The sequence below is a fragment of the Caballeronia sp. dw_276 genome (assembly GCF_018449635.1).
Lineage (GTDB): Bacteria > Pseudomonadota > Gammaproteobacteria > Burkholderiales > Burkholderiaceae > Caballeronia.
In genome coordinates, this window is sequence record NZ_JAAVUV010000002.1 from 472693 (window position 1) to 497769 (window position 25077).

Sequence of the window (25077 nt, forward strand, 5' to 3'; positions counted from 1 at the left end):
GCACCCAAGCGTGTGATCTACCCGCGCCGCTTCTTCGACAACACAATGGTCTCGAAGAGCTCGTATCCCGCGGTCGGCGTCTGGTCGGCGCCGGGCGCGTGATAGTAGTTCATCGTGATCGTGGTGTTGCCATGCCGTGTGCCGGGATCGTGATCGAACACGGCAATACCGTAGCCCGTTCCCGTGTCGCGCTGCGCCGACCAGATTGCGTCTTCAACGGCATCGGCCGGGCGGCGCAGAAAAGTATTCGCCGACGTGCCCGGAACCGGCCGGTTCGGTTTGGTGAAGACCTGCGCCTGCGGATTGCCCGTGCCGGCGTTGAGGCCGTAGACATCGAGCGGCGCACTCGTGCCGCCGCCGCCGAGAATCAGATGAACGGTGCCGTGCGATGTATCGATCGGTTCGTTCGCGCGATGCGAGGTCATGACCGGCTTCGGTTGCAGCGTATCGACACGCTCGCCGGTAACGGCATCGAATCCAGCATGATGATTGCAGCCGCGCACCGGATGGCTGCGTTCGTAGTCGTGATCGTGCCCGCACAGCACGAGGTCGACGCCATAGCGATCGAACAGCGGCAGCCATGTTTCGCGAATGCCTTTATCCGACCCGTTGCCGGTCTTCGATGAACTCAGCGCATCTTGATGCATCTGCACGATGATCCAGTCGATATCGTCGTCCTCCGCCGCGCGGCGCAAGGTCTTCTCGAGCCAGCGGGTCTGCTCGCCCTTGCTGTAGCCGCGTATGTAGAACGAAGTGCCGGGTTCGATGGGCGGATGGCCGGTGCTCGCGGCCGGCACGAGCGCAGCCGGCCCGGCGACAAAAGCGGCGGCATCCTGATACACGACATCGTCCGCATCCAGCGATACAAACAGGATCGAGCTCACGCGAAAGCTATACCAGCGGCCCCGGAAACGCGTGCCGTTGTCGGGCAGCGTATAACGCGTCAGATACGAATCGAAGCCCTGCTCGCCGTTATGAAACTCGACCTCATGATTGCCGGGACACGGCATCCACGGCCGGTTGGCCGCCGATGTCTGCGCGTTGTTGCCAAAGTCGCGCCACACTTCCGGCTGATGCGTGGGGTTGAGGTTGGCGTAGCAAAGATCGCCGTTGAGCAGATGAAACAGCGGCTGGAAGCGTTCGACGGCTTGCACGGCAAAGCGGCTTTGCGGCGACGACAGCACCCAGCCCGTATTGGGCGTCGCGAGGTCCCCGTAGCTCGTGAAGCGGAACGGCGCGCGGCCGCGCGGCGCGGTACGGAACGAGGCGCTGAATGGCTGTGCGGTGTGGCTGTCGTTATCGGCGGTGACTTCGTATTGATAGGCCGTGTCCGGCTCCAGACCCTGAATCTGCGCGTGGTACGTGCAGACAATCTCGCCATTCAATCCGTCGGTATAAGTGCGCTGAACGCCGTGCACGACCCGCGCGTGGCCGTTGCCCGCCGTGCTGATCCGCACGCGCGGGTTCGCGGCCGGTGCGAGCGATGCCCAGCTCACGACAACTTCCTTCGATGGATCGTCGCCCCAGGTCAGATGGATCTGCTCGGGCGTGCCATCCGGGGCCGTGTCTGCGGCACGCGCCGCGCCGGTCATGGTGGTGGCGGCACCGGCCAGCGACGAAGCGCCCGCCAGCTTGAGGAAGTTGCGCCTTGAAACGGTGGAAACGGTGGCACTTGAATCGGGCTTGGTCTTGTTCGGCATGGTCAGGGTCTCGCTCCGGGGATTTTTGGGCCGACAACTGAACCCATTATTACGAGCGGTATTACCCTGTTGTGACATTTCCCGACGCCTTCCGGATCGGCGACGTTTCTTTTAACCCGCTGCTGTCCTCAACGTGACCACATCGCGCCGCGGCGGCGCGCCAAACATGCGCGCATATTCGCGGCTGAACTGCGATGCGCTTTCATACCCGACCTGGAATGCGGCTGTCTCGGCATTGGCCGCGTCGGTCAGCATCAGCCGCCGCGCTTCGAGCAGGCGCAACTGCTTCTGGTACTGCAGCGGGGTCATCGATGTCAGCGTCTTGAACTGGCGATGAAACGCCGACGGACTCATCTGCGCCTGCAGCGCAAGCTCCTCGATGCGCACCGCTTCAGCGAACCGGTTTCGCAACGAATGAATCACGCTGACCACGCGATGCGCATGACTGTTGCCGAGCACGATGGCCGCGACATCAGCGGCGCGAGGGCCCGTGAGCAGCCAGTAGCAGATCTCCCGCATGATCGACGGATAAAGCATCGGGATGGCTTGCGGCGTGCCGAGGAGGCGCATCAGCCGCAATGCGCAATCGGCGAGCGGCCCGTCGAAGTCGGTGACAAAGACGCCGTGCGCAGATTCGCCGTTCGCGCCAGGCAGTTGCCTTGCGCCGTCAGTCGCGGCCAGACTTTCGAGCACGTCGCGCATCACGGCCAGATCGAATTCGATCACGATGCCAAGAAACGGCTCCGTTCTGCTCGCTTCCACCACACGCCCGACCGCCGGCATCTCCACGCTGACAACAAGCGCCTGACCCGCGCGATAGTAAAACCGCTCGTTGCCGAACACCGTCCATTTCGCCCCTTGCACAACGATGCACAACGCCGGCTTGAAGATGAGGTGCGACGGCTGCTTTTCGCGATTGGAGCGCAGGATCATCACGCCCTTGACAGGCGTCAGATAGGGGCCGTCGCCGGACTGCGCGTCGGTGTAACGAGTGACGGCTTCGAGCAGGGCATCATCGGACATAAGCGAAACTCCTTCGGCGCTGGAACCCCGATGATATAGGCGTTTCCAGGAAAAAACGCGTGACAGGAATAGGCAAGAAGTGTCCAAGTTCGGGCATTCAGCTCTTGATTTCCAAGGCGTATCGTTGGCCGGACACGAACACCAACGGAGCCATCCATGCCTCAAGAAAACACCCGCAAGATCGCAATCGTCACCGGCGGCAGCCGCGGTCTCGGCCGCAATACGGTGCTGAACCTGGCGAAGCGCGGTATCGATTCGATCTTTACGTATCACTCGAATCGCGCCGAAGCGGATCAGGTCGTCGCCGCAGTGCGCGAGACAGGGCGCAACGCGCTCGCCATTCAACTCGATACCGCCAACACCGCTTCCTTCGATACCTTCATGCAAAACGTGCGCAGCGCCCTTGCCGATCTGGGCGCGGATCGCTTCGATTTTCTTGTGAACAACGCGGGGACGTCGCTTCACAAGGCATTCCACGAAACCACCGAAGCCGAACTGGACGCCGTCTATGCGGTCCATTTCAAGGGCGTGTTTTTCCTCACGCAAAAGCTGCTGCCGATCATCAACGACGGCGGCCGTATCGTGAATATCTCGTCGGGTCTTGCGCGCTTTTCGTTTCCCGGCAGCAGCGCGTACGCGTGCATGAAGGGCGCGGTCGAGGTGCTCACGCGCTACCTCGCGAAAGAACTCGGCGAGCGCCGCATTACCGTCAACACGGTGGCGCCCGGTGCGATCGCGACGGACTTCAGCGGCGGCATGGTCCGCGACAATCCCGACTTGAACAAGCTCATCGCCGGCATGACGGCGCTTGGCCGAGTGGGTCATCCCGACGATATCGGCCCGATGATCGCGGCGCTGCTGTCCGACGATAATCGCTGGGTCAACGCGCAGCGCATCGAGGTATCGGGCGGCATGATCATCTGATCTGATGCAATCTGCGGCCGCGCGCATCAAAGCAAGGGCAGCGTGAGCCTGATGTGTTCGGCGAATACCTTGATCAGATGCGATGGGCGCGCGCGCTCGAACTTGAGCGTGATGCCAATGCTGGGCAAGGCAGGCAGCGCGGGATCGCCATTGAGAATGCATAGATCCGGCGCAACGGCCGTCTGCGTGATGACGGCCACGGCCTGCCCCGAGCGGACCAGTGCCGTGAGGCCGGCAAGACTGCTGCTTGCATACGCGATCCGATACGCCCTGCCCGCGCGCTGCAGCGCCTCGCAGGCGGCGACATGATCGAGCGTGTCCGGATCGGAAAGCGCCAGCGGCAGCGGGTCGAAGTGCGACGCATCCAGCCCGGGATAACCCACCCAGACCAGCGGTTCTCGGCGAATGATGCCGTCGTTCGCCACGTTGTCCGGCAACGAGATCATCGCAAGGTCCAGCGCATGCATTTCCAGTTGTTCGAGCAACCGCGGAGTGGGCGCGCAAACGACCTCGACCAGCGCGTGCGGATGCTGGCTCGAAAACTGACGCAGCAAATGCGGCAGGAAAACGGCGGCGTAGTCGTCGGGGCAGCCAAAACGGATCGTCCCGGACAGCCCTTTGCCGGACAGATCGGCCATTGCTTCGTCGTGCAATCGCAGAATGCGCTGGGCGTGGATCAACAAGCGTTCGCCGGGATTGGTCAGCACCACACCTCGACCCGTGCGCTGGAACAGCGGTTGATCGACGATTTCTTCAAGGCGCTTCATCTGCTGGCTCAGCGCGGACTGGGTCCGGCCAATCCGGCTGGCCGCGCGGCTGAACGCCCGGACCTCGGCAATGACCGTAAAGGAACGCAGCAGATCGATTTCGAGTGAAAGGCTCAAGGTATAAGACTCGCTTCTATCTTCCATAAGAACTATTCGATTCTATGAAACCAGAGAGCGAACTAGACTGCAAGCTATTCCCCTCGATTTGTCATCCGCCAAGGAGCAGCCAGGTGTCCCGAAACGACGATGCAACCTTCTGGCATAACGCCAGACATCACCTCATCCGCTACGGTGGCACCTTCGAGCCGATGATCATCGAACGCGCCAAAGGCAGTTTCGTCTATGACGCCGACGACCGCGCGATCCTCGATTTCACATCGGGACAGATGAGCGCGGTGCTCGGGCATAGCCATCCGGAAATCGTGTCGGTCATCAATGAATACGCCGGCAAGCTCGACCATCTTTTCAGCGGCATGCTGTCGCGGCCGGTGGTCGATCTGGCCAAGCGCCTCGCCGATATCACACCCGACGGCCTCGACCGCGCGCTGTTGCTGAGCACGGGCGCGGAATCGAACGAAGCCGCCATCCGCATGGCCAAGCTGGTCACGGGCAAGTATGAAATTGTGGGGTTTGCGCAATCCTGGCACGGCATGACGGGAAACGCGGCGTCCGCAACCTACAGCGCGGGCCGCAAGGGTGTCGGTCCGGCGGCCGTCGGCTCGTACGCAATTCCGGCGCCGTTTTTGTATCGGCCGCGTTTTGAGCGCAATGGCGAATATGACTACCTGGCCGAACTGGACTACGCGTTCGATCTCATCGATTGCCAGTCCAGCGGCAATCTCGCGGCGTTTATCGCAGAGCCGATTCTTAGTTCGGGCGGGATCATCGAACTGCCACCCGGCTATATGGCCGCGCTGAAACGCAAATGCGAGGAGCGCGGCATGCTGCTGATCCTCGATGAAGCGCAAACCGGCGTCGGCCGGACGGGCACCATGTTCGCTTGCGAGCGCGATGGCATCACGCCCGACATCCTCACGTTATCGAAGACGCTCGGCGCCGGTCTGCCGCTCGCGGCCGTCGTGACGTCCGCGGCGATCGAGGAACGCGCGCACGAACTCGGCTACCTGTTCTATACAACCCACGTGTCCGATCCGCTGCCGGCTGCCATCGGGCTGCGCGTGCTGGACGTGGTCGAGCGTGAAGGACTGGTTGCGCGCGCGAACGTGATGGGCGATCGGCTCAGACATGGCCTTTCGGGCTTGATGGAACGCTTTGATTGCATCGGCGATATTCGCGGGCGCGGGCTGCTGCTTGGCATGGAGATCGTCAAGGATCGCCGCACGAAGGAACCGGCCGATGGGCTGGGCGCCAAGATCACGCGCGAGTGCATGAATCTGGGGCTCAGCATGAACATTGTGCAACTGCCCGGTATGGGCGGCGTGTTCCGGATCGCGCCGCCGCTGACCGTGAGTGAGGATGAGATCGACCTCGGGCTGGATCTGCTCGGCAAGGCGATCGAGCGTTCGCTGTAATCACGAATCGGGCGGGTCGGCGAGAGGCGCATGGTGCGCCATCAACTCGACGACCCAATCGATGAAAACGCGCAGCTTGGTGCTGACGTGCCGGTTCGGCGGGAACGCGATGTATAGCGGCATTGGATCGAGCCGCCAGTCTTCGAACAGCGGCACCAGTTCGCCGCGCGCCACGTGTTCCTTCGACATGTAGTCCGGCAGCCAAAGCACGCCCATGCCGGCCAGGCCTGCTGAGAGGTATGCATTGCCGTCATCGACCGCCAGCACGTAGCGGCCTTGAACCTTGATCTTTTCATCCCCCCCTATGCAGCGCATGGCGTACGGAAACGCTTTGCCGGTCCGCGCCCACAGAAATCCCACAATACGGTGATGCGTATCTTCCAGTTCCCGAGGATGCGACGGCGTACCCGCGCGTTCCAGATAGGCCGGCGCTGCAAAAACGCCAAGCTGCAGGTCGCCCACGCGCCGCGCCACCAGGGACTGATCCAGGATCTCGCCGCCGCGCACGACGCAATCCACGGTCTCGCCGATCAGGTCCACCGTGCGATCGCTTACGCCCATGTCGAGCTGGATATCGGGGTACTGGGCGTGGAACGCGGGCATGGCCGGCATCAGGATCATGCGTGCGAGCGGACTGGGCACGTCCACCCGCAACCGGCCTCTCGGAGACACCGACGCGCTCGACAGGCCCGTTTCGGCGTCGTCCATATCGGCAAGCAGGCGCACTACGCGCTCGTAGTAGACGGCGCCGTCGGCCGTGACATTGACCCGGCGTGTGGTCCGGTTGAGCAGCCTCACGCGCAGCCGCGCTTCCAGTTGCTGTACGAGCTGTGTCACGCTGGTCTTGCTGATGTGAAGCGTCTCGGCAGCTTTCGTGAAGCTGCCTGATTCCACCACCCGGGCGAATGCCTGCATTGCATCGAAACGGTCCATCTAATTCACGCTCCAGAGTGTTCGACGATTGTTTGCATTCTACAAACAGTGATGGACAGACATGTCTGTTTATCTACCAAGCGCGATTCCTTAAAGTTCTTTCATTGTGATTACGGGTCGATTCCGACCCACTAATGGAGGTACTCATGGCAACGCGCAACGTGGTTTTTCCCGCCGGGCGTCAGGCGCTCTATGAACGCAATCGCTATTCGCCCGCGATCCGGTCCAATGGTTTTCTGTTCGTGTCGGGCCAAGTTGGCAGCCGCGAAGACGGCTCGCCCGAGCCCGATCTAGCGACACAGGTCCGGCGCGCCTTCGACAACCTGAACGCAGTTCTGGCGGCCGCAAGCTGCACGTTCGACGACGTGGTTGACGTGACGGTCTTCATGGTCGATCCCGAATTGAACTTCGAGACGATCTGGAAGGTCGTGCCCGAGTATTGGGGCGACGCGCCGCACCCGACGCTCACCGCAGTCGGCGTGACCTGGCTGTATGGATTTCACTTCGAGATCAAGGTGATCGCGAAGTTGCCGGAAGGCGCTGGAAGCTGACCGGTCATGTCCCGGCGAGGCAATTTTCGCTTAGAAAATCGATGACCTCACGGATCGCGCCGGGGCTCGCCGAGTAGAAGATGAACGTTCGCTCGCGGCGCGCGAACACGAGATTCGCGCGCAACATGTCTTTTAAATGGAAAGACAGGCTGGACGGAACGATCCCCAGCTTTTCGGAAACCTCACCGGCGGACATTCCGCGCGGCCCCGCCGTCATCAGTACTTTGAAAACAGCCAATCGCGACCTGTGCGCTATGGCGCTCAACGCGAGCATCCTGGCATCTGCGTCCATTAGTGTTGCTCGTCGTAGTCGATTGGCCGGCCTGTCAGTGCGTTGCTCAAATCTGCGCCATGCCGCCGTCGACGGGAAGATCGATTCCCGCAACAAAGCTGCTGTCATCTGACGCGAGGAACAGCGCTGCGGCGGCAAGCTCCTCCGGGCGCCCCATGCGGCCAAGCGGAATGGCCTGCGCAAAGGTTTCCCGCAACTTGTCCGACTCTTCCTTCGTCTCGAATTGCGAGTCGATAATCGGCGTATCGACCGGTCCCGGGCTCAACGTATTCACGCGAATTCCGCGGTCCTTGAGTTCGAGCGTCCAGGTCCGCGCAAACGAGCGGACCGCCGCTTTGGACGCACTGTACGCAGCATAGGACGCAATCGCCTTCAAATTGGCTATAGACGAAGCGAGGATGATCGACCCGCCTTGGCCCATCAACGGCAACGCTTTTTGCACTGTGAACAACAGGCCTTTCGTGTTGATGCCGAAGGTTTTATCGAAATGTTCCGGGCTGATCTGATCGATGGTCTGAAGTTCGATAAACCCCGAGTTCGCAAACAGCACGTCGATCACGCCTTTGGTTTCCTTGACCTTGGCATACAGGCGATCGAGATCGCCCTGGTCCGTGACGTCGCCCTGAACCGCAACGACATTGCGGCCAATTGCTTCAACGGCTTTATCGAGTTCCGCCTGTCGCCGTCCCGTAATGAAGACGAATGCGCCTTCTTCCACAAACCGCTTCGCCGTCGCGAAACCAATACCGCTGCTGCCGCCCGTGATGACCGCTACCTTGCCTTCTAACCTGGACATGATGATTCCCAATGAGAACGTTGTATGTGTGTCGAGCAGTGATGCCCGACCCCGAGACAAAGTTATCGGGATCGTTTGGGAACGGCTACGGACGCTTTCGAATAACGCGAATTCCACGCAGGAATAAATGACCCTTGATGGATGCATTCCTTCCCGGAATAAGCGTTATGTGCTTGAGATCCCTTCCGGATCGAATGACCACGGAAGATGATTCGATCCGTCGCAAGCAGATCGTCAACTCATACAGCAAGGGGTATTTATGTCGCTTCAGGAAAAACTGGACGCTTTCAAGGCTGACTTCAAGGGCGGGAAAGCGCCCTACTTCGCGCCGCCGGAAATTCATCCGGTAATGGAACGGGCCACTGCCGAACTCGTCGCATCCGGCCAGGCACGCAATGCATTGAAAGCCGGCGACATTGCGCCGGAATTCACACTCAATGATTCGGATGGCGAACTGATTTCATCGGCCGCGTTGCTTGAGAAAGGGCCCTTGGTGATCAGTTTTTATCGCGGAGCGTGGTGTCCTTACTGCAACCTCGAATTGCAGGCACTGGAGACATCGCTGACAGCTTTCAAGGAGTACGGCGCCAGTCTGGTCGCCATTTCGCCCCAGAACGCAGTCAATAGCCGCAAGTCGATTCGCACCAATAATCTGAGCTTCCCGATCCTGATCGATACCCATAACGACTTAGCCGATGCATTCGGAATCCGGTTCGAGCTTCCCGGCTATCTGGTGGATCTATACAAGGCACTGAAGAACGATCTCCCCGCGTTCAATGGCGACGGTAGCTGGACTTTGCCGATGCCCGCGCGTTACATAATCGGACAGGACGGCACGATTCTTTATGCGGAGGTCAACCCGGACTATACGCATCGGCCTGAACCCGAGGACATGCTTCCGGTGCTTCGCCAGCATGCCGTCACGGCAGGCAAGTTGGACTAGGACTTTGTGGCCACGCGCGACTCCACACCGGCTAGCGTTTCTTCGACAAAAGCAACGAACGCCCTCGCTTTGGCGCTCGCCATGCGTCCGGTCGGAAAGAGCGCCCACAGATCAACGCCGGGAAGGCTCCAGTCGTCGAGCACGGTTATGACTTCGCCACTTGCAAGCTCCGGCGCCAGCATCCACTCGGAGGTGACGGCTAGGCCCATACCGGCAAGCACGGCCGCACGCACGCCCTCCGCGGCGGTAACCCGCACGCGCCCGGAAACCACCACGGAAGTCTGCGCCGCGTCGCGAACAAACGACCATGCCGATCCGCCGCCACCTTGTTCGTAAATGACCGCCTGATGAGACGACAAGTCCGCCGGCGTCCGTGGTGTGCCCGCTTTGGCGAAATATGCGGGCGTACCGAACACTCCTCGCGGGCTCGTGCCAATCTTGCGCGCGGTCATGGATGAGTCGTCCAGTGCACCCATTCTCAGGGCGACATCGACGCCGCGTTCAAGCAGGTCGACGTTTTCATCGTCGAGAATGATGTCGATGCTCAGCTCCGGATTGGCGTCCAGGAACACCGGCAGCCTAGGGACGACGTGCAGCCGGGCAAAGGTGACCGCCGCCGATACCCTGAGACGCCCGGCCAGCCTGCTGGCGGCGCCCTTTGCTGCGAAGTCGGCTTCATCGGCTTGTTCGATTGCGCGTCTCGCGTGCTCGTAATAGGCCTGGCCGGCCTCTGTGGGGGTGAGGCCGCGAGTGGACCGGAGCAACAATCTCACGCCCAGGCGATCTTCGAGCTGCGCAATCGCCTTCGATACAGCCGGCTGCCCGATGTCGAGCAGCCTCGCCGCCGCCGAAAACGATCCGGATTCGACCACGGACACAAACGTCTCCATTCCGGTCATTCGGTCCACCGCGCGCTCCTTTTTGTCATGTAACGCTCGCAAAGCAATCTGGAACTTGCCATGCTATCAGGAGCGATTCATAAAGGCCGCCGGGATGTCCAGTTCGTTCCGCTAACCCGCCGTTCCCGAATACGCGGCTCTCAGCGCGGCAGCGTCGAACTTGATCATTTTCATCATGGCTTCGGCAACGCGCGTGGCCTTCACGTGATCCGTGTCGGCCATCATTTCGATAAGATCGGCCGGAATGATCTGCCACGAAACGCCGAAGCGGTCTTTCAGCCAGCCGCACGCTTCGGGTGAACCACCGCCCTCGAGGAGCGCGTCCCAGTAGCGGTCGAGTTCTTCCTGGCTGTCACAAGTGACCACCAAGGAGACGGAGTGATTGAACGGGTCGCCTCCGCCGGAGCTCATGGCAAAAAAGGGTTGCCCAAACAGAACAAACTCGACGAGCTTCGTGGAACCCGCGCTCGTCACCGCTGTTTTCCGGACGACGCGCGAGTCCGGAAAAATCCCGGCATAGAAAGCGGCGGCCTCTTCAGCGTCGTTCGAATACCAGAGAAAAGGCGTGATCTTTTGAATCGTCATTGCAATCTCCTGTCAGTGTTGGCGGAATGCGGGGTGAACCGCATGCCACCAAAGAGACGACGAACGAAGAGCATCGAAATCGACATGCAGAACGGAAAAATCAAATTTCTGCTTATTTTCAAATGGTTTCCGGTTCGTGCTTATCGGATCAAACCGCGAGTCGAGCGGACGAGAAAGTCATAGAACGGCTTGACTTCGGCGTGGGCGTTTGCAATCTCGGCGATCTCCGGCTTCGCTTCCTCAAGCGTATTTCCGCTTCTATAAAGCACCTTGTAGGCATTGCGGATGGCGTGTATTGCTTCCTTGCTGAAGCCGCGGCGCTGCAGACCCGTTGTGTTCACGCCGTTCGGTGAAGCGTGATTGCCCTGGGCGATGATGAATGGCGGCACATCCTGCGCAACGCCGGAACAGCCGCCGACCATGACGTGTGCTCCGATCACACAGAATTGATGAACCGCGCACATGCCGCCGATGATCACGTAATCGTCTACGATCACATGGCCGCCCAGCGTTGCATTATTTGCCAGAATGCAATGATTGCTGACAACGCAATCGTGCGCGATATGGGCGTTGACCATCAGCAGGTTGTCGTTGCCGACCTTGGTGATGCCGCCACCCTGAACCGTGCCTCGATGGATCGTGACGCTCTCGCGAATCCTGTTTCGGTCGCCTATTTCCACCAGCGTCGGCTCTCCGGCGTATTTCAGGTCCTGATTGTCTTCGCCAATCGTGGCGAAGGGGTAAATCGTATTATCCCGGCCAATACGGGTATGACCGCTCACAACGACATGGGACTTGAGAATCGTTCCCGCACCGATCTCGGCATCGCCGCCGATAACGCAGTACGGGCCAATGCGAACACCGGCGCCGATAACAGCTCCGTCCTCAATGACCGCGGTGGGATGGATGACAGCTGTTGCATCAATCATCAAAATTGCCTCATGAAAACGCCGCCCTCGGTCTCGTGGCACAGAGTGCATTGATGGCGGCTGGATATGCGCGATTATATTGGGCCGCCGCAAGCACGTGCCGATGACCTTTCGCCTCAGTATCGCGGAGGGAAACCAAAAACACGGAAAACCCGCTCGGCGAAAACATACATACAGTTAAACTGTACAGTTTGACTGTATGTATGTTAGTCTCGGCTCATGGCCAAACAAGCACCCACGTCAGAAACCCCAGAATTGACCGCTCTTGCTGGTGAGCTGCGTATTTCCGTCGGCAAGCTGATTCGGCGGCTGCGGGAGCAGGCGCATCCCGGCGACTTCACCTCCGCCCAGAAGTCGGTTCTCCTGCGTCTCGATCGCGACGGGCCCGCAACCGTCTCCACGCTCGCCCGGGCCGAGAGCGTGCGTCCGCAATCCATGCGCATCACGGTGGCCGGCCTGGAATCCATTGGGGCGATCAGTGGCGAGCCAGACCCAGCCGATGGCCGGAAAACGCTCATCGCCCTGACGCCCACTTTCCGAAAGTCCATCAAGGCCAGCCGCGCCGCCAAAGAAGATTGGCTCTTCCGCGCCCTGCAAGCGCAACTGTCGCCCCAGGAACAGGACGAGCTCGCTTCGGCAGTGAAACTGCTGCAGCGCCTCGCCGACTTCTGAGCCATTTCCAGACCCTTTCAGGATAACCATGGCCCTCTCCACGCTCGATCCGAACACCGCGCTTATCGTTATCGATCTGCTCAAAACAGGGAGCGCCTGAAAATGAACTTGATGCATCTCGTGTCGTACTTCTTCGGTGGCGTCTTTTTCACGAACGCCGTGCCGCATTTTGTCAGCGGCGTGAGGGGGGAACCGTTTCAGAGCCCGTTCGCCAAGCCGCGGGGACAAGGGCTTTCGTCGTCGATGGTGAATGTGCTCTGGGGCTTTTTTAATATCGTAGTCAGCTACATGCTGGTCTGCCGCGTCGGCGATTTCGGATTGAAGATCACGGGCGATGCCGTTGCGTTCGGGCTTGGCATCCTGGCCATGGGACTGCTGTGCGCGCGGCTGTTTGGCCGCTTCCATGGCGGTGACAAGCCAGGACATTCATGAGCGCAGCGGCCACAGGCATGTTTCGTTCGCTGAAAAGCTACAACTATCGGGTGTGGGCAGCCGGCGCGCTGGTGTCCAACATCGGAACCTGGATGCAGCGCACGGCCCAGGACTGGCTTGTGCTCACGCAGCTTACCCATCACAACGCATCGGCTGTGGGGGTGGTCATGTCCCTCCAGTTCGGCCCGCAGTTTCTGCTGCTGCCTTTTACGGGCTACGCGGCCGACCATTACAACCAACGCAGGCTCCTGATCGCTACGCAGGCAGCAATGGGCGCGCTTGCCTTGGCGTTGGGCGTGCTCACTGTTACCGGCGTCGTCCGTCTGTGGCACGTCTATGTCTTTGCCTTTTTGTCCGGCAGCGCTGCAGCATTCGATGCCCCCGTGCGCCAGACCTTCGTCGCAGAACTGGTCGGCGACGAGGACCTGGCGAATGCGGTCGCGCTCAATTCGACCTCGTTCAATGGCGCGCGGATGATCGGACCGGCGGTTGCCGGTATGGTCATCGCTTCGGTCGGGACCGGCTGGGCGTTCATGATCAACGGCGTCAGTTTTATCGCGGTCCTCGCCTCCTTGTCGTTGTTCCGCGTCTCCGAACTGCGTGCGAACGTGAGGGCTCGCCGCACCAAAGGCAGCTTCACCGAAGGATTTCGCTACGTTTGGTCCCGGCCCGACCTCAAGGCGATCCTGGTCATGCTGTTCCTGATCGGCACCTTCGGACTGAACTTCCCGATCTTCATCTCGACCATGGCCGTCGGCGTCTTTCATACCGATGCGCGCGGTTATGGGCTGTTGTCATCGATCATGGCCATCGGCACGATCTCGGGCGCGCTGCTTGCGGCCGGCCGTGGCACGCCTCGGTTTGTTTCGCTGTTGATCGGCGCCCTGACGTTCGGACTAGGCTGCACGCTTGCCGCCATCGCGCCGAACTACTGGCTGTTCGCAGGTGCGCTGGTTGTCATCGGCGTGGCGGCCCTGACCATCACCAACGCGACCAACACGCTGATGCAGCTCTCGACCGAACCCGCCATGCGAGGACGCGTGATGGCATTGCGCCTTGGCATCGCGCTCGGTGGCACGCCGATTGGCGCGCCGATCGTGGGCTGGATCGCCGACCATCCCGGCCCGCGCTGGTCACTTGGCGTAGGTGCTGCATCGGGTTTTCTCGCGGCCGCTGTGGCCGCTTACGCGATGACGCAGCGGGTTCATCGACCTCGCCAGTGTGGAGCGGACGCGTCCAACCTTCGTTGACGAAGGACGGACGCTTTTCGATACTCACTTCAGCGGCAGCATGGTCACGCCCACGATGATCAGCACCGCTCCGCCACAACGTTTGATCAGAAGCATGCGGTCATGCGCGCAGATTTTCCGGTGAAGCAGATGCGTTGCGACCGCGTACACCGACATGACCAGCACGACGACCGCCGCATCGATTGCCAGAAGAGTGCCGAGTTGAGGGAGCAAGGCGGAGCGTACATCGACGAGGCCGGGAATCACGGCGGCAAAGAATCCGAGCGTATTCGGATTCGCAGCCGACACCGCCGATGCCTCCAGGAACAACGCCATACGCCGTTTGCGCGCGCTTGCGGCCGGCTGCGGCAACGTCCCTGGCTTGCGCCGCACCACGAAAGCCTTGATGCCGAGATAGATCAGATAAGCCGCGCCGGCAGCCCTGAGCACGATCAACAACAGCGGCGATGCACTCAGCAACGCACTAAGTCCAAGCATGATGCCGGTCGCCATCGCGATGCGCGCGCTCAGGTTTCCAGACAGCGTGAACGCCGCCGATGACAAGCCGTATCGCGATGTGTTGCGAACCATCAGCAATGCATTCGGACCGGGCGAGCCGGTGGCCGCGAGCGTCGCGGTGGCGAAGGCGATCCACGCTCCGGCCGGCATCTCAGGATTCACGCGCGGTTGAAGGAGCCGAAAAAATTCGGGCAAGGCGGCATGACAAGCGGATTGACATCGCGGCTCCTCGTGAGTCGATGCGGTGTGCGGATTTCCAGCGTTGCATCAATGGAATCGCCTGACCGGGACTTCATTGTTCTTGATTGGCTCGGGCGGTCACAGCCTCATTGCGCAGCCCTCCGATGGGAGGGACTCAGGCACGATCAAAGCGCCGCCTGTACATAGAACTGGCCGGACTCCGAATTTATTCCCGGTCGATGAAAGAAAGAACGCGGGGGGGACGCCGACAAGGGCGATTGCGCTGCCGCGCATTTGTCTGGAGTGAAAGGCGGGCCAAACCTAACGGGATCAGGTGTTGAGGCTCATCGGTCGAGCGCCGCCGGGAGGCAGGCCAAACAGCCTTCTTACTGCGTTCAGAAAGGCGCCATAAGGACGCCCCAGGACGAGCATCATGACTGTCGCGCCCAGAATGCCGAGCCACAAGCCGCGCCCCGAAGCGCCGCTTACCGCGATGATCGCGGCATAGATCGGGACCTGGAAGCTCACGAGCGCAATGCTGTCCCAAAGAACCTGCGATAGCCGGTTATCGGCTTGGGCGCGTCGCATGACATAGTCGCGCCAGAGGCCATAGGGTCGACCGACGGGAACCATCAAAGCCGCGCCGAGGATTCGCGCATGAAGCACCTGATCCCAGCTCATCCCCGCGATAAACCGCTCGTTGATCAAACCCGTCGTCGTAAAAAACAGAATCAGGGCGGTCGTGTCGGCAAAAAAGGCGCGTCGGCGATGAGACTTGTCGGTGAGATCGGGCATATCGGGTTTTGGCGGCAACGTTCTTCAAACGATACCAGTCCCGGCCGAGGCGCGCGGCTACTTGGCACGCCCCTCCGATCAATGGCACTATGTCGCCACTCTGCTTGATAACTGCCCAGCCGAATCATTGATCGGGAGAGATCGATGGCCGACACACCGACTTCCAGTTCGTCCGCAGTCCGTTCGCTGGTCCTGATTGCAATCGTCGTGGTTGCGCTGGTCGCGGCCTTCGCCTTCACGGCCGGCTGGCTCACGCCAGGGCGGCTGACACCTTCGAAGATAGTCAATGGCCTGGCACCCCCAGGCGGACCGGTGCTTGGGTTCAGGCGCAATCACGCCAAGGGCATCTGCTTTACCGGCAGCTTCGAGTCGAATGGCGCGGCGGTCGCGTTGTCCAAGGCGCCGATGTTCGCACCCGGCTCGTATGCGGTCACAGGACGATTCAACCTGGCCACGCCCGATCCCAAAGCGCAGGACCCGATGGTCCGCGTACGTGGACTCAGCCTGCGCATCGTCGCGCCGGGCGGCAGCGAATGGCGCACGGCGATGATCGACGCACCCTTCTTCCCGGTCGCCACGCCACAGGCCTTCTATGGCCTGCTTCAGGCTTCGGCCAAAACGAACGATCCCGACGCGATGAAGAATTTTGCGGCCGCGCACCCGGAGCTCGGCCATTTTGGAGCGTGGGCCGGCAGTGCGCCGTGGACGGCCTCCTATGCGCAAGAGCAGTACAACAGCCTGAACAGCTTTGTCTTCACCAATGCCGAGGGTCAGGATCAAACCGTGCGCTGGTCCTTCGTGCCGGCCGCCAAGCCCGAGGCGGTGTCCCCCGATCAATTGAAGGCGCGCGGCGCCGACTTCCTCGCCGCGGACATCACGCAGCGCGTACAAGGCGGGCCACAAAACTGGGCGCTCGTCGTCACCGTCGCCAATCCCGGGGACCCGACCGCCGACCCGAGCAAAGCGTGGCCGGAAGATCGACGCAAGGTGGAAGCAGGAACGCTCGTGGTCAAGGCGGTCGAACCCGAGGCTGACGGGCCGTGCCGCGATCTGAACTTCGACCCGACCGTCCTGCCGAGCGGCATGCATGTCTCGGACGACCCGTTTCCCGCAGCGCGCTCGGCCGCCTATTCGGTTTCGTTCAACCGGCGCACTGCCGAGGACAAGGACTATCCGCGCCATCCGGCGGGAGGAGCCACGCCATGACCCCGAACAACGGTCGCTTCACTGCGCTGCAGCGCGCGCTTCACTGGCTCATGGCAATCTGCATTCTGGCGATGCTTTTCATTGGTGTCGGGATGGTGTCCACCGTTCGTCCTGATTATCTTTCGCTGGTGTCCATCCATAAGCCGCTGGGTATCGTGATTCTGGTGCTGGCCTTGATTCGCCTGGTAGTGAGATTGACACGCGGCGCACCGCCGCTGCCGGCTTCCATGCCTGAACCGATGAAACTCGCCGCCCACCTGTCACATCTTGCGTTCTACCTGCTGATGATCGGGCTTCCGCTGCTCGGTTGGGGCATGCTCTCGGCCGCTGACTATCCCGTGGTGGTGTTCGGGATACATCTGCCGTCCATCCTTCCGCACAGCAATGGTTTGCACACGGTGCTGTGGAACCTGCACCGTGCGCTCGCGCTGTGCTTTTTTGCGCTGATCGTGCTTCATCTGGCCGCCGCGCTTTTGCACGCGCTGGTGAGGCGCGACGGCGTCTTCGAAGCAATGGCGCCATGGCGTTCCGGCCGTGAGAGGCGCGCTTCTGGCGACCGATAAACGCGCCGCCATCGACCCTTTCATTTCCACGCGATAACGACATTCCGATTTGTTGGTTCGCCTCGCGTTTTTCTGCTGATAGTGTATGCGGCCTCCAAGGGCCACGCGTGTCCCTTGAGCCAGTCATTCGCAAACGCAGTCAAGCAGAGGAAATCAACGGTGTCGATACAGATAAAAACGTCCGCATGGGGCAAGCTCGGGCGTAGCGTGATGATCGTCGCCCTGTTAGCTCAGGGATTGATCGCTCATGCACAAACTCCCAAACGCGGAGGCACGCTGACTGTCATCGCGCAGCCTGAACCCGTCATCCTCACGGCGGCACTGAGCACGTCGTCGCCCACGGGAACGTTCAGCACGAATGTGTTCGACGGTCTGATCGAGTACGACAACGACTTTCACCTGAAGCCGGGCCTCGCGGAAAAGTGGGATCTCTCGAAAGACGGCAAGACGCTCACACTCAACCTGCGTCATGGCGTGAAATGGCACGACGGCAAGCCTTTCACTTCCGCCGATGTCAAATGGACCCTCGAAAACGTCTGGAAGAAATATCATCCGCGTAATCAGGCCTTGTTTGCCAACGCCAATCAGGTCGATACCCCCGACGACTACACCGTCATCATCCACTTCACCAAACCTTCGCTTGCCGTGCTGAGCTCGCTCAACAGCAACGGCGCGCAAGTGCTTCCAAAGCATTTATATGAAGGCACGGACATTCTCAACAACCCGTACAACAACAAGCCTGTCGGCACCGGGCCGTTCATCTTCAAGCAGTGGGTCAAAGGCAACTACATCCTGCTTGAACGCAATCCGGATTACTGGGACAAAGGCAAGCCGTATCTGGACAAGGTGATTTACCGGGTGATTCCGGACGGCGGCGCGCGTACCGCGGCGCTCGAAAAAGGCGATGTGCAATATGCGTCGCTGAGTCCGGTGCCGGCGCGCGATGCACAACGTCTGGCGAAGCTGCCGGGCCTGCGCATCCAGACCAAAGGCTATGAATGGCTTTCGCCGTGGCTTTTCCTCGATACCAACGTCGACCGTCCCTATCTAAAAGATGTGAAGGTGCGCGAAGCGCTCTACCGCGCAATCGATCGCGATGCCTACATTCGCGTGGTCTGGTCGGGGTTCGGCAAAGCGGCGGTCAGCCCGGTTGTTTCCACGCTGACGGAGTTCTTCGAACCGAACGTACCGAAGTATCCGTATGACGTGAAGCAAGCCAACGCGTTGCTCGATGCCGCCGGTTACAAGGCTGGCCCGGACGGTACGCGCTTCAAGATCGTGATCGACTACCTGCCTTATGGCGACGAGTTCCGGCGCAGCGCCGAGTTCATCAAGCAGGCGTTCAAGAAGGTCGGCGTGGACGCGGAGATCCGCAATCAGGATGTGCCCACGTACACGCATCGCATTTATGGCGACCGCGATTACGACGTCACCATCCAGTGGTACGCAGGCTTTTCCGATCCGCAAGTCGGCGTGACGCGTAATTACCTCTCGGACAGCATCGGCAAGAATATTCCGTTCAGCAATGGCCCGGGCTATCGCAACGCGAAGGTCGACCAGCTGATCCGCGATGCACAAGGTTCGGGGGATCAGGCCGAACGCGTGAAGCTGTTCAAGGAATTCCAGCGTCAGGTTCAAACGGATCTGCCTTCCCTGCCGCTGCTTGAAATGCACTTCTTCACCATCGAAGCCTCCGACCTGCACGACACAGTCAGCGGCGTAGACCAGGTGTATGGCTCGTTCAAGAATTTCTGGTACACCGACCCTTCGAAGCATGAGTGACAGTCAAGCGACTCACGCATCGCGGTTTCAAGCGCTGATTGCGTCGAGATGGCTGAAGAAGTTGTGGCAGCTCGCGGGCGTCGTCCTTGGCGTTGCTGTCGTCAACTTCTTCTTGCTGCGCCTCGCACCTGGGGACGCGGTTCAGGTCATTGCAGGCGAGGCCGGATCGGCATCGCCGGAATACATCGCGGCGTTGAGGCAGCAGTTCGGTCTCGACCAGCCGCTTTACATTCAGTTCGCCAAGTATCTCGGCCACCTCGCTCAATTCGACCTCGGCTATTCGTATCGGCAAGGCATGTCGGTCGCGCATCTGATTGGTACGCGGCTGCCTGCCACGCTGCTCCTGATGGGGAGCGCCGTGCTGCTCGCGGCTGTGATCGGCGTGACGCTGGGCGCGCTCGCCGCGTACCATGCAGGACGCTTCATCGACGTGGTGGTGTCGACGCTCGCATTGCTGTGTTTCGCGACGCCATTGTTCTGGGTCGGCATGATGCTGGTCGTGGTGTTTTCGGTCTGGCTCGACTGGTTGCCGGTCGACGGCATGGCGACAGTTTCATCGGGCCTGACCGGCCTTCGATATGCCGCCGATGTCTTGCATCACCTGGTTCTTCCGAGCGTGACGCTCGCCCTCTTCTACGTGGCGATCTATACGCGGCTGATCCGGGCAAGCGTGATCGATGTAAGGCGCCAGGCTTACGTGAGGACCGCCGTTGCGCGTGGCGTGCGTCCCGCCAGATTGTTTCGCGTGCATGTGCTGCGCAATGCGCTGATTCCGTTCATCACCATGCTCGGCATGCAGATTGGTTCGATCATCGGCGGCGCGGTCGTGGTCGAGACTGTGTTCTCCTGGCCGGGCCTCGGACGGCTTGCTTTCGATGCACTCGTGCAGCGCGACCTGAACGTGCTGCTCGGCATTCTGTTGTGCAGCTCGATCCTGGTCGTGCTCGTCAACTGGGCGACTGATTTCGTCAATCGCCGGCTTGACCCGCGCATCGCGAAGGACTGACATGTCGAGCTCTATCGAACAACTTGCTTCCCGTTCCGCAACAACTACGCGCAAAAGGCGTTCGTGGCCGATGCGCCTGTTACGCTCGCCGTCCTGTGTGATCGGCGGCGGCCTGCTGCTGGCCATTCTTCTCATGGCGGTGGCGGCCGGCTGGCTGTGTCCCGGCGACCCGCTCGAACTCGTCGCCGATCCGTTCCTGCGGCCCGGACAAGACCCCGCCTACCTCCTCGGCACCGACATGCTCGGGCGCGACATACTGGCGGGCATTGTTCATGGCTCGCGCGCGTCGCTGGTCATCGCGAGTGTCGCGACCTTGATCGCCGCCGCGCTGGGCATTGCGGGTGGACTTGCGGGTGGCTACTTCGGCGGGCGCGTGGATCGCGAAATCAGCCGCATCACCGTGTTTTTCCAGACGATGCCACCCTTCCTGTTCGCGCTTGCCATCGTGGCGATCGTGCGCCCTTCGGTCGCGACCATTGCGATCGCAATCGGCGTGACGTCGTGGCCGAACCTCGCGCGCCTCGTCAGGTCCGAGGCGCAGAAGCTGCGCAACAGCGAGATGGTGCAGGCAAGCATTGCGCTTGGTGCGAGCGACTGGCGCATCATTATTCGCGACATCCTTCCGAATACGCTGACGCCCATCCTGGTCTCGACATCGCTGCTGGTCGCAACGGCGATCCTGACCGAGTCCGCCCTCGCGTTCCTGGGGCTGGGCGATCCGAACGTGGCGAGCTGGGGCAACATGGTCGGCTCGGGGCGGCAGGTTCTGCGCACGGACTGGTATATCGCGACGATTCCAGGGCTCGCCATCGTGGTCACGATGCTCGCGCTCAATCTTCTTAGCGACGGGCTGGCCAAAGTGCTCGACCCGCGCGGCAACGAATAATTCTTGAGGGGTACTGACATGAGCCGTATCGACAATATTGGCAAGCAAGGACTCGAAGGACGCGCGCTCGAAGTGTTCGAGATCGTCGAGCGCGACTATGGCGCGTTTGGGAACATGCTTGGCGTGCTTGCGCATCGGCCGGCTTCCATCGAGCATATTTATGGATTGCTGCTGCAGTCGGCCAAGGACGCGCTGATCACGCGGCGGCATCTGGAAATCGTGCTCGTCACTGCATCGCGCGAGAACCAGTGCCAGTATTGCGTCTCGCATCATGCGCCGAAGCTTGGCGCGCTCGGTATCGATGCCCACACCGTCGACAACATTCTCGATCCCGACGTACCCGGTCTCGACCCCGTCGAGCGGCTGGTGCGTGACTACGCGTCGGCCGTCACGCGGCAGCGCGTAACAGACCGGCTTGTCGAACGTATGCGCGAACATTTTTCGCAGGAACAAGTGGTCGAGCTGACCTTGCGTGCTTCACTTTGCGCATTCTTCGCGCGCTTCAACGAGGCGCTGGAAATCGAAGTTGAAGAAGATGTGGCAGGCACGCCCGCTCATTGACCCGCTTAGCTGAGTACGCTATCCGGGGCGAATTCTACCGCGCGCCTGTGCCCCGGCGCCGAAGCAATCAGTGAACGCGTATAGGCGTGTACCGGATGCGCCCAGATGGCATCGTGATCGCCGCTTTCCACAATGCGTCCGGAGTGCATCACCAGCACACGGTCCGCGATGTAACGCACCACGGCAAGGTCGTGCGAGATGAACAACATGGACAGATTGAACTCGGCTTTCAAGTCCACCAACAGGTTCAGGATCTGCGCCTGAACCGATACATCGAGTGCGGAAACCGGTTCGTCGCAGATCAGCATGGCGGGCTTGAGCACCAGCGCCCGGGCGATGCCAATGCGCTGGCGCTGCCCGCCCGAAAACTCATGCGGATACCGATGCCTTGCATCGGCCGGTAATCCGACCGCATCCAGTATGCGGCCGATCCTCGCCTGCCTTTCGCTCCTGGCTAAGCCACCCTGCACGGTCAGCGCAAACTGCAGGATTTCATCGACCGTCTGCCGGGGATTGAGCGATGCAAACGGATCCTGGAAGATCATCTGCAGATTGCGTCTATGAGGCAGCAGCGCCTTGCGTGACAGTCCCGATATGTCCTCTCCGTTCAACAAGATCCGGCCGGACGCAGGATCGACCAGTCGCATGATGGTGCGTGACAAAGACGTCTTGCCGCAACCGGATTCGCCCACGAGCCCAACTGTCTCCCCGCGATTCACGGTGAGGCTGACATCGCGCACGGCATGCCGTGGACCTTCAGCCGTCTCGTAGATCGTATTGATCTTATCGACAACGAGCACGGGCGATGCGTCCACCGGACCGGTTCGGTTGCCGGCCCTTGCTGACGGCGTTTCGAGCGAGAACGTCAACTCGCCCTCTTGCGTTTCTTTCACACGCACTTCGGCGAGCCGCGAACTCCGGTAATGGCGATCCGCGCCCAGATGCAGCGACGCACCCTGCAATCCGCGCGAATAGGCATGCCCAGGGTTCGCCATGAAGGCCTGCGTTGCTTGCTGCTCCATCTCGCGGCCGCCATACATCACCACCACGCGATCCGACCAGTCGGCGACCACGCCGAGATCATGCGTGATCAGAAGCAAACCCATCGACAAATCGCGCCGCAGCTTGTCCAGCAGCGCGAGGATTTCCGACTGGATGGTGACATCGAGCGCTGTCGTGGGTTCATCGGCGATAAGCAATTTCGGCTCGCATGCGATCGCGGCGGCGATCATCGCGCGTTGCCGCTGACCGCCGGAGAATTGATGCGGATAGTCGTCAATGCGCTTCGCGGGATCGGGAATCTGCACAAGATCGAGCAATTCGAGCGTGCGTGCGCGCGCGGCGCGCGCGGACATGCCAAGGTGCAGCCGCAACGCCTCGCCGACCTGGTCCCCGATCGTGAGGACAGGGTTCAGGGACGTCATGGGTTCCTGGAAAATCATCGATATCCGATGACCCCGTATGGCGGAAAGGCGCGCCTCCGTGAGCGCCAGCAGGTCCACGCCTTCAAACCGCACTTCGCCTCCAACACGTGCCGCGGGCGGCAGCAGGCGCAGCAGCGCCATGGCAGTGGTGGATTTACCGCACCCGGATTCGCCGACCAGCGCGAGAACCTCGCCGGCGTCGATGTGCAAGTCTAGATCCGTGACGGCCGGATGCGCGCCGTAGGACACGTTGAGCTTGCGAACGTCCAGAAGACGCGATGGGGCGGCAGGAGGCATGGAGATGGAGAGTCCTTCGCAAACGCTCGAAGTTAGCAGATCCAGCCCGGCCGGCAAACCAACAATACGAGCTATCGACCTGCATTTTCCTGCGCAGGGAAACGCCGATACCACGCACACATATAAGCAAAGCGTCCATCGCGATTTGCGATCGGATTGGCGAACCCTAAACTCGACGCTTTCACTTTTGCGGAACCATCCTGTGACCAGACCGATCCGGCTCAATGCCTTCCTGATGAACTGCGTCGGACATCTCGCGCCCGGGCGATGGACCGCCGCGGGCGATCGCGCGGTCGATTATCTAAGCGCGGCGTACTGGACCGACCTTGCACGTCTTCTCGAGAAAGGACTTTTCGAAGGCGTATTCCTGGGCGATGTCCTCGGCGCTTATGACGTCTACGGTTCGAGCGCCGATGCAGCGCTGCGTCACGCCGCGCAGGTTCCCATGAACGATCCCCTGGCCGTCATTCCGCTGATGTCCCAGGTAACCGAGCACCTGTGCTTCGGCGTGACATGCTCGCTCTCATACGAGCATCCGTACACCTTCGCCCGCCGCATGAGTACGCTCGATCACCTGACGAACGGGCGCATTGGCTGGAATATCGTCACGGGTTACCTGGATAGCGCGGCGCGCAATATCGGCCTTGACCGGCAGTTGTCCCACGACGAACGCTACGACCTCGCCGATGAATACATGGAGGTCTGCTACAAGCTATGGGAGGGAAGCTGGGAGGACGGCGCGGTCATCCGTGACCGCGAGCGCGGCATCTACACCGATCCTTCGAAGGTGCATGGCATTGCCCACGAGGGCCGCTATTTCAAGGTACCGGGCTTTCATATGTGCGAGCCGTCAGTACAACGCACGCCGGTGCTGTTCCAGGCAGGCAGTTCAGGCCGAGGGAAACAGTTCGCCGCGCAGCACGCCGAGTGCGTGTTTGTTGCTGCGCCCACGCGTGGCATCGTCAAACGCAATGTGGCGGATATCCGCGCAGCGGCAAATACAAATGGCCGCGACGGCAGCAAGCAAGTGCTGATCTTTGCGATGTTCACCGTCGTGCTTGGCCGCACCGAGGAAGAGGCGCAAGCCAAGCTTCGCGAATACGAGCAACACGCGAGCACCGAAGGCGCAGCGGCGTTGCTGTCGGGATGGACGGGAATCGACCTGTCGACTTATAAACCGGAAGACGAGCTGACTTACGTTGACACCAACGCGGGACGCTCCGCGCTTGCGTCGTTTTCATCGGCGGACCCGTCGCGCGTATGGACGGTCGCCGAGGCCGTCGAATACGTATCGATAGGCGGACGCGGACCTGTGATTGCCGGCACACCGCGACAAGTAGCCGATGAAATGCAGGCATGGATGGATGAAACCGACCTCGACGGCTTCAACCTGACTTACGTTTCCGCGCACGGCACCTTCCAGGACGTGGTGGAACTGCTCGTGCCCGAGCTGCAGCGACGCGGCGTCTACCGGGAACGGTACGGGCCAGGGTCTTATCGGGAAAAACTGTTTGAGGACGCAGCGCGTCTTCCATCGAATCATCCGGGCGCCCTTCATAAAAGAAACACCACAGCCGTCGGCTGATCTTCGCTTCTCTCATAACGATCCATGTATTCGTTATTGGATCGCGTCAGGACGTATTCCTATACT

The 25077-nt window shown here is 60.8% G+C and carries 26 protein-coding genes; 14 read left to right on the forward strand and 12 right to left on the reverse strand.

From position 1 onward, the window contains the following. Nucleotides 1-17 precede the first annotated feature (17 nt). Both HB633_RS05115 and HB633_RS05120 read right to left on the reverse strand, forming a co-directional pair. A complete protein-coding gene (locus HB633_RS05115; RefSeq protein ID WP_213776990.1) occupies nt 18-1700 on the reverse strand; it encodes a metallophosphoesterase family protein in 1683 nt (560 codons plus the stop codon). 111 nt (nt 1701-1811) lie between these two features. Beyond that, on the reverse strand, nt 1812-2723 hold the full coding sequence (locus HB633_RS05120) for an AraC family transcriptional regulator (protein ID WP_213776991.1): 912 nt from the start codon (nt 2721-2723) through the stop codon (nt 1812-1814). A gap of 156 nt (nt 2724-2879) precedes the next feature. Between HB633_RS05120 and HB633_RS05125 the strand changes: the two genes are divergently transcribed. Further along, on the forward strand, nt 2880-3647 hold the full coding sequence (locus tag HB633_RS05125; RefSeq protein WP_213776992.1) for an SDR family oxidoreductase: 768 nt from the start codon (nt 2880-2882) through the stop codon (nt 3645-3647). A gap of 26 nt (nt 3648-3673) precedes the next feature. Here the strand turns inward: HB633_RS05125 and HB633_RS05130 are convergent, their stop codons facing one another. After that, nucleotides 3674-4558, reverse strand: coding sequence for a LysR substrate-binding domain-containing protein (locus HB633_RS05130; protein ID WP_213776994.1), 885 nt, complete (start codon nt 4556-4558; stop codon nt 3674-3676). 86 nt (nt 4559-4644) lie between these two features. On the opposite strand from HB633_RS05130, the gene HB633_RS05135 reads away from it, so the two are divergent. Beyond that, a complete protein-coding gene (locus HB633_RS05135) occupies nt 4645-5946 on the forward strand; it encodes an aminotransferase class III-fold pyridoxal phosphate-dependent enzyme (RefSeq protein ID WP_213776995.1) in 1302 nt (433 codons plus the stop codon). On the opposite strand, the gene HB633_RS05140 is transcribed toward HB633_RS05135, so the two are convergent. Next, nucleotides 5947-6879 carry a LysR family transcriptional regulator gene (locus HB633_RS05140; RefSeq protein ID WP_213776996.1) on the reverse strand — a complete coding sequence of 311 codons (933 nt, stop codon included), beginning with the start codon at nt 6877-6879 and terminating at the stop codon, nt 5947-5949. A gap of 146 nt (nt 6880-7025) precedes the next feature. On the opposite strand from HB633_RS05140, the gene HB633_RS05145 reads away from it, so the two are divergent. Beyond that, complete coding sequence (locus HB633_RS05145; protein ID WP_213776997.1) at nt 7026-7430, forward strand: RidA family protein; 405 nt, start codon at nt 7026-7028, stop codon at nt 7428-7430. A gap of 4 nt (nt 7431-7434) precedes the next feature. On the opposite strand, the gene HB633_RS05150 is transcribed toward HB633_RS05145, so the two are convergent. Further along, complete coding sequence (locus tag HB633_RS05150; RefSeq protein ID WP_213776998.1) at nt 7435-7722, reverse strand: helix-turn-helix domain-containing protein; 288 nt, start codon at nt 7720-7722, stop codon at nt 7435-7437. Nucleotides 7723-7768: 46 nt separating this feature from the next. Then, the gene (locus HB633_RS05155) at nt 7769-8518 is read right to left on the reverse strand and encodes a glucose 1-dehydrogenase (protein WP_213776999.1); all 750 of its coding nucleotides are present in this window, start codon (nt 8516-8518) and stop codon (nt 7769-7771) included. Nucleotides 8519-8777: 259 nt separating this feature from the next. Between HB633_RS05155 and HB633_RS05160 the strand changes: the two genes are divergently transcribed. Then, a complete protein-coding gene (locus HB633_RS05160) occupies nt 8778-9461 on the forward strand; it encodes a peroxiredoxin-like family protein (RefSeq protein ID WP_213777000.1) in 684 nt (227 codons plus the stop codon). On the opposite strand, the gene HB633_RS05165 is transcribed toward HB633_RS05160, so the two are convergent. The 3 genes from HB633_RS05165 to lpxA form a co-directional block, all read right to left on the reverse strand. Further along, entirely contained in the window at nt 9458-10369 is a 912-nt protein-coding gene (locus tag HB633_RS05165; RefSeq protein ID WP_213777001.1) for a LysR substrate-binding domain-containing protein, read from the reverse strand. The two genes, HB633_RS05160 and HB633_RS05165, sit on opposite strands and share 4 nt — an antisense overlap. Nucleotides 10370-10471: 102 nt before the next feature. Continuing rightward, nucleotides 10472-10945 carry a VOC family protein gene (locus HB633_RS05170; protein WP_213777003.1) on the reverse strand — a complete coding sequence of 158 codons (474 nt, stop codon included), beginning with the start codon at nt 10943-10945 and terminating at the stop codon, nt 10472-10474. Nucleotides 10946-11085: 140 nt separating this feature from the next. Continuing rightward, a complete protein-coding gene (gene lpxA / locus HB633_RS05175; RefSeq protein ID WP_213777004.1) occupies nt 11086-11874 on the reverse strand; it encodes an acyl-ACP--UDP-N-acetylglucosamine O-acyltransferase in 789 nt (262 codons plus the stop codon). Nucleotides 11875-12093: 219 nt separating this feature from the next. On the opposite strand from lpxA, the gene HB633_RS05180 reads away from it, so the two are divergent. From HB633_RS05180 to HB633_RS05190, 3 genes are all read left to right on the forward strand, one after another. After that, nucleotides 12094-12546 carry a MarR family transcriptional regulator gene (locus HB633_RS05180; RefSeq protein ID WP_213777005.1) on the forward strand — a complete coding sequence of 151 codons (453 nt, stop codon included), beginning with the start codon at nt 12094-12096 and terminating at the stop codon, nt 12544-12546. Nucleotides 12547-12648: 102 nt separating this feature from the next. Then, nucleotides 12649-12978: a hypothetical protein gene (locus HB633_RS05185; RefSeq protein ID WP_213777007.1), complete on the forward strand. Its 330-nt coding sequence runs from the start codon at nt 12649-12651 to the stop codon at nt 12976-12978. Further along, the gene (locus HB633_RS05190) at nt 12975-14228 is read left to right on the forward strand and encodes an MFS transporter (protein WP_213777008.1); all 1254 of its coding nucleotides are present in this window, start codon (nt 12975-12977) and stop codon (nt 14226-14228) included. The genes HB633_RS05185 and HB633_RS05190 overlap by 4 nt, the downstream gene beginning before the upstream one ends. A 24-nt stretch (nt 14229-14252) precedes the next feature. On the opposite strand, the gene HB633_RS05195 is transcribed toward HB633_RS05190, so the two are convergent. Both HB633_RS05195 and alaE read right to left on the reverse strand, forming a co-directional pair. Further along, nucleotides 14253-14888 carry a LysE family translocator gene (locus HB633_RS05195; protein ID WP_213777009.1) on the reverse strand — a complete coding sequence of 212 codons (636 nt, stop codon included), beginning with the start codon at nt 14886-14888 and terminating at the stop codon, nt 14253-14255. Between the two features lie 348 nt (nt 14889-15236). Further along, a complete protein-coding gene (gene alaE / locus HB633_RS05200; protein ID WP_213777010.1) occupies nt 15237-15701 on the reverse strand; it encodes an L-alanine exporter AlaE in 465 nt (154 codons plus the stop codon). Between the two features lie 144 nt (nt 15702-15845). Between alaE and HB633_RS05205 the strand changes: the two genes are divergently transcribed. The 6 genes from HB633_RS05205 (at nt 15846) to HB633_RS05230 (ending at nt 21705) form a co-directional block, all read left to right on the forward strand. Next, entirely contained in the window at nt 15846-16907 is a 1062-nt protein-coding gene (locus HB633_RS05205; RefSeq protein ID WP_213777011.1) for a catalase family peroxidase, read from the forward strand. Further along, nucleotides 16904-17470, forward strand: a complete 567-nt coding sequence (locus HB633_RS05210; RefSeq protein WP_213777012.1) for a cytochrome b/b6 domain-containing protein — start codon at nt 16904-16906, stop codon at nt 17468-17470. The genes HB633_RS05205 and HB633_RS05210 overlap by 4 nt, the downstream gene beginning before the upstream one ends. 159 nt (nt 17471-17629) lie before the next feature. Continuing rightward, a complete protein-coding gene (locus tag HB633_RS05215; protein WP_346730265.1) occupies nt 17630-19252 on the forward strand; it encodes an ABC transporter substrate-binding protein in 1623 nt (540 codons plus the stop codon). Next, entirely contained in the window at nt 19245-20258 is a 1014-nt protein-coding gene (locus HB633_RS05220) for an ABC transporter permease (protein WP_213777014.1), read from the forward strand. Before HB633_RS05215 ends, HB633_RS05220 begins: the two co-directional genes overlap by 8 nt. Nucleotides 20259-20328: 70 nt before the next feature. Beyond that, nucleotides 20329-21144 carry an ABC transporter permease gene (locus HB633_RS05225; RefSeq protein ID WP_255580753.1) on the forward strand — a complete coding sequence of 272 codons (816 nt, stop codon included), beginning with the start codon at nt 20329-20331 and terminating at the stop codon, nt 21142-21144. 18 nt (nt 21145-21162) lie between these two features. Beyond that, the gene (locus tag HB633_RS05230; RefSeq protein WP_213777017.1) at nt 21163-21705 is read left to right on the forward strand and encodes a carboxymuconolactone decarboxylase family protein; all 543 of its coding nucleotides are present in this window, start codon (nt 21163-21165) and stop codon (nt 21703-21705) included. A 5-nt stretch (nt 21706-21710) separates the two neighbouring features. Here HB633_RS05230 and HB633_RS05235 read toward each other — a convergent pair whose 3' ends face one another. Then, nucleotides 21711-23426, reverse strand: a complete 1716-nt coding sequence (locus HB633_RS05235) for an ABC transporter ATP-binding protein (RefSeq protein ID WP_213777018.1) — start codon at nt 23424-23426, stop codon at nt 21711-21713. A gap of 202 nt (nt 23427-23628) precedes the next feature. Here HB633_RS05235 and HB633_RS05240 point away from each other — a divergent pair, with 202 nt between their 5' ends. Next, entirely contained in the window at nt 23629-25011 is a 1383-nt protein-coding gene (locus HB633_RS05240; protein WP_213777019.1) for an NtaA/DmoA family FMN-dependent monooxygenase, read from the forward strand. Nucleotides 25012-25077: the final 66 nt, after the last annotated feature.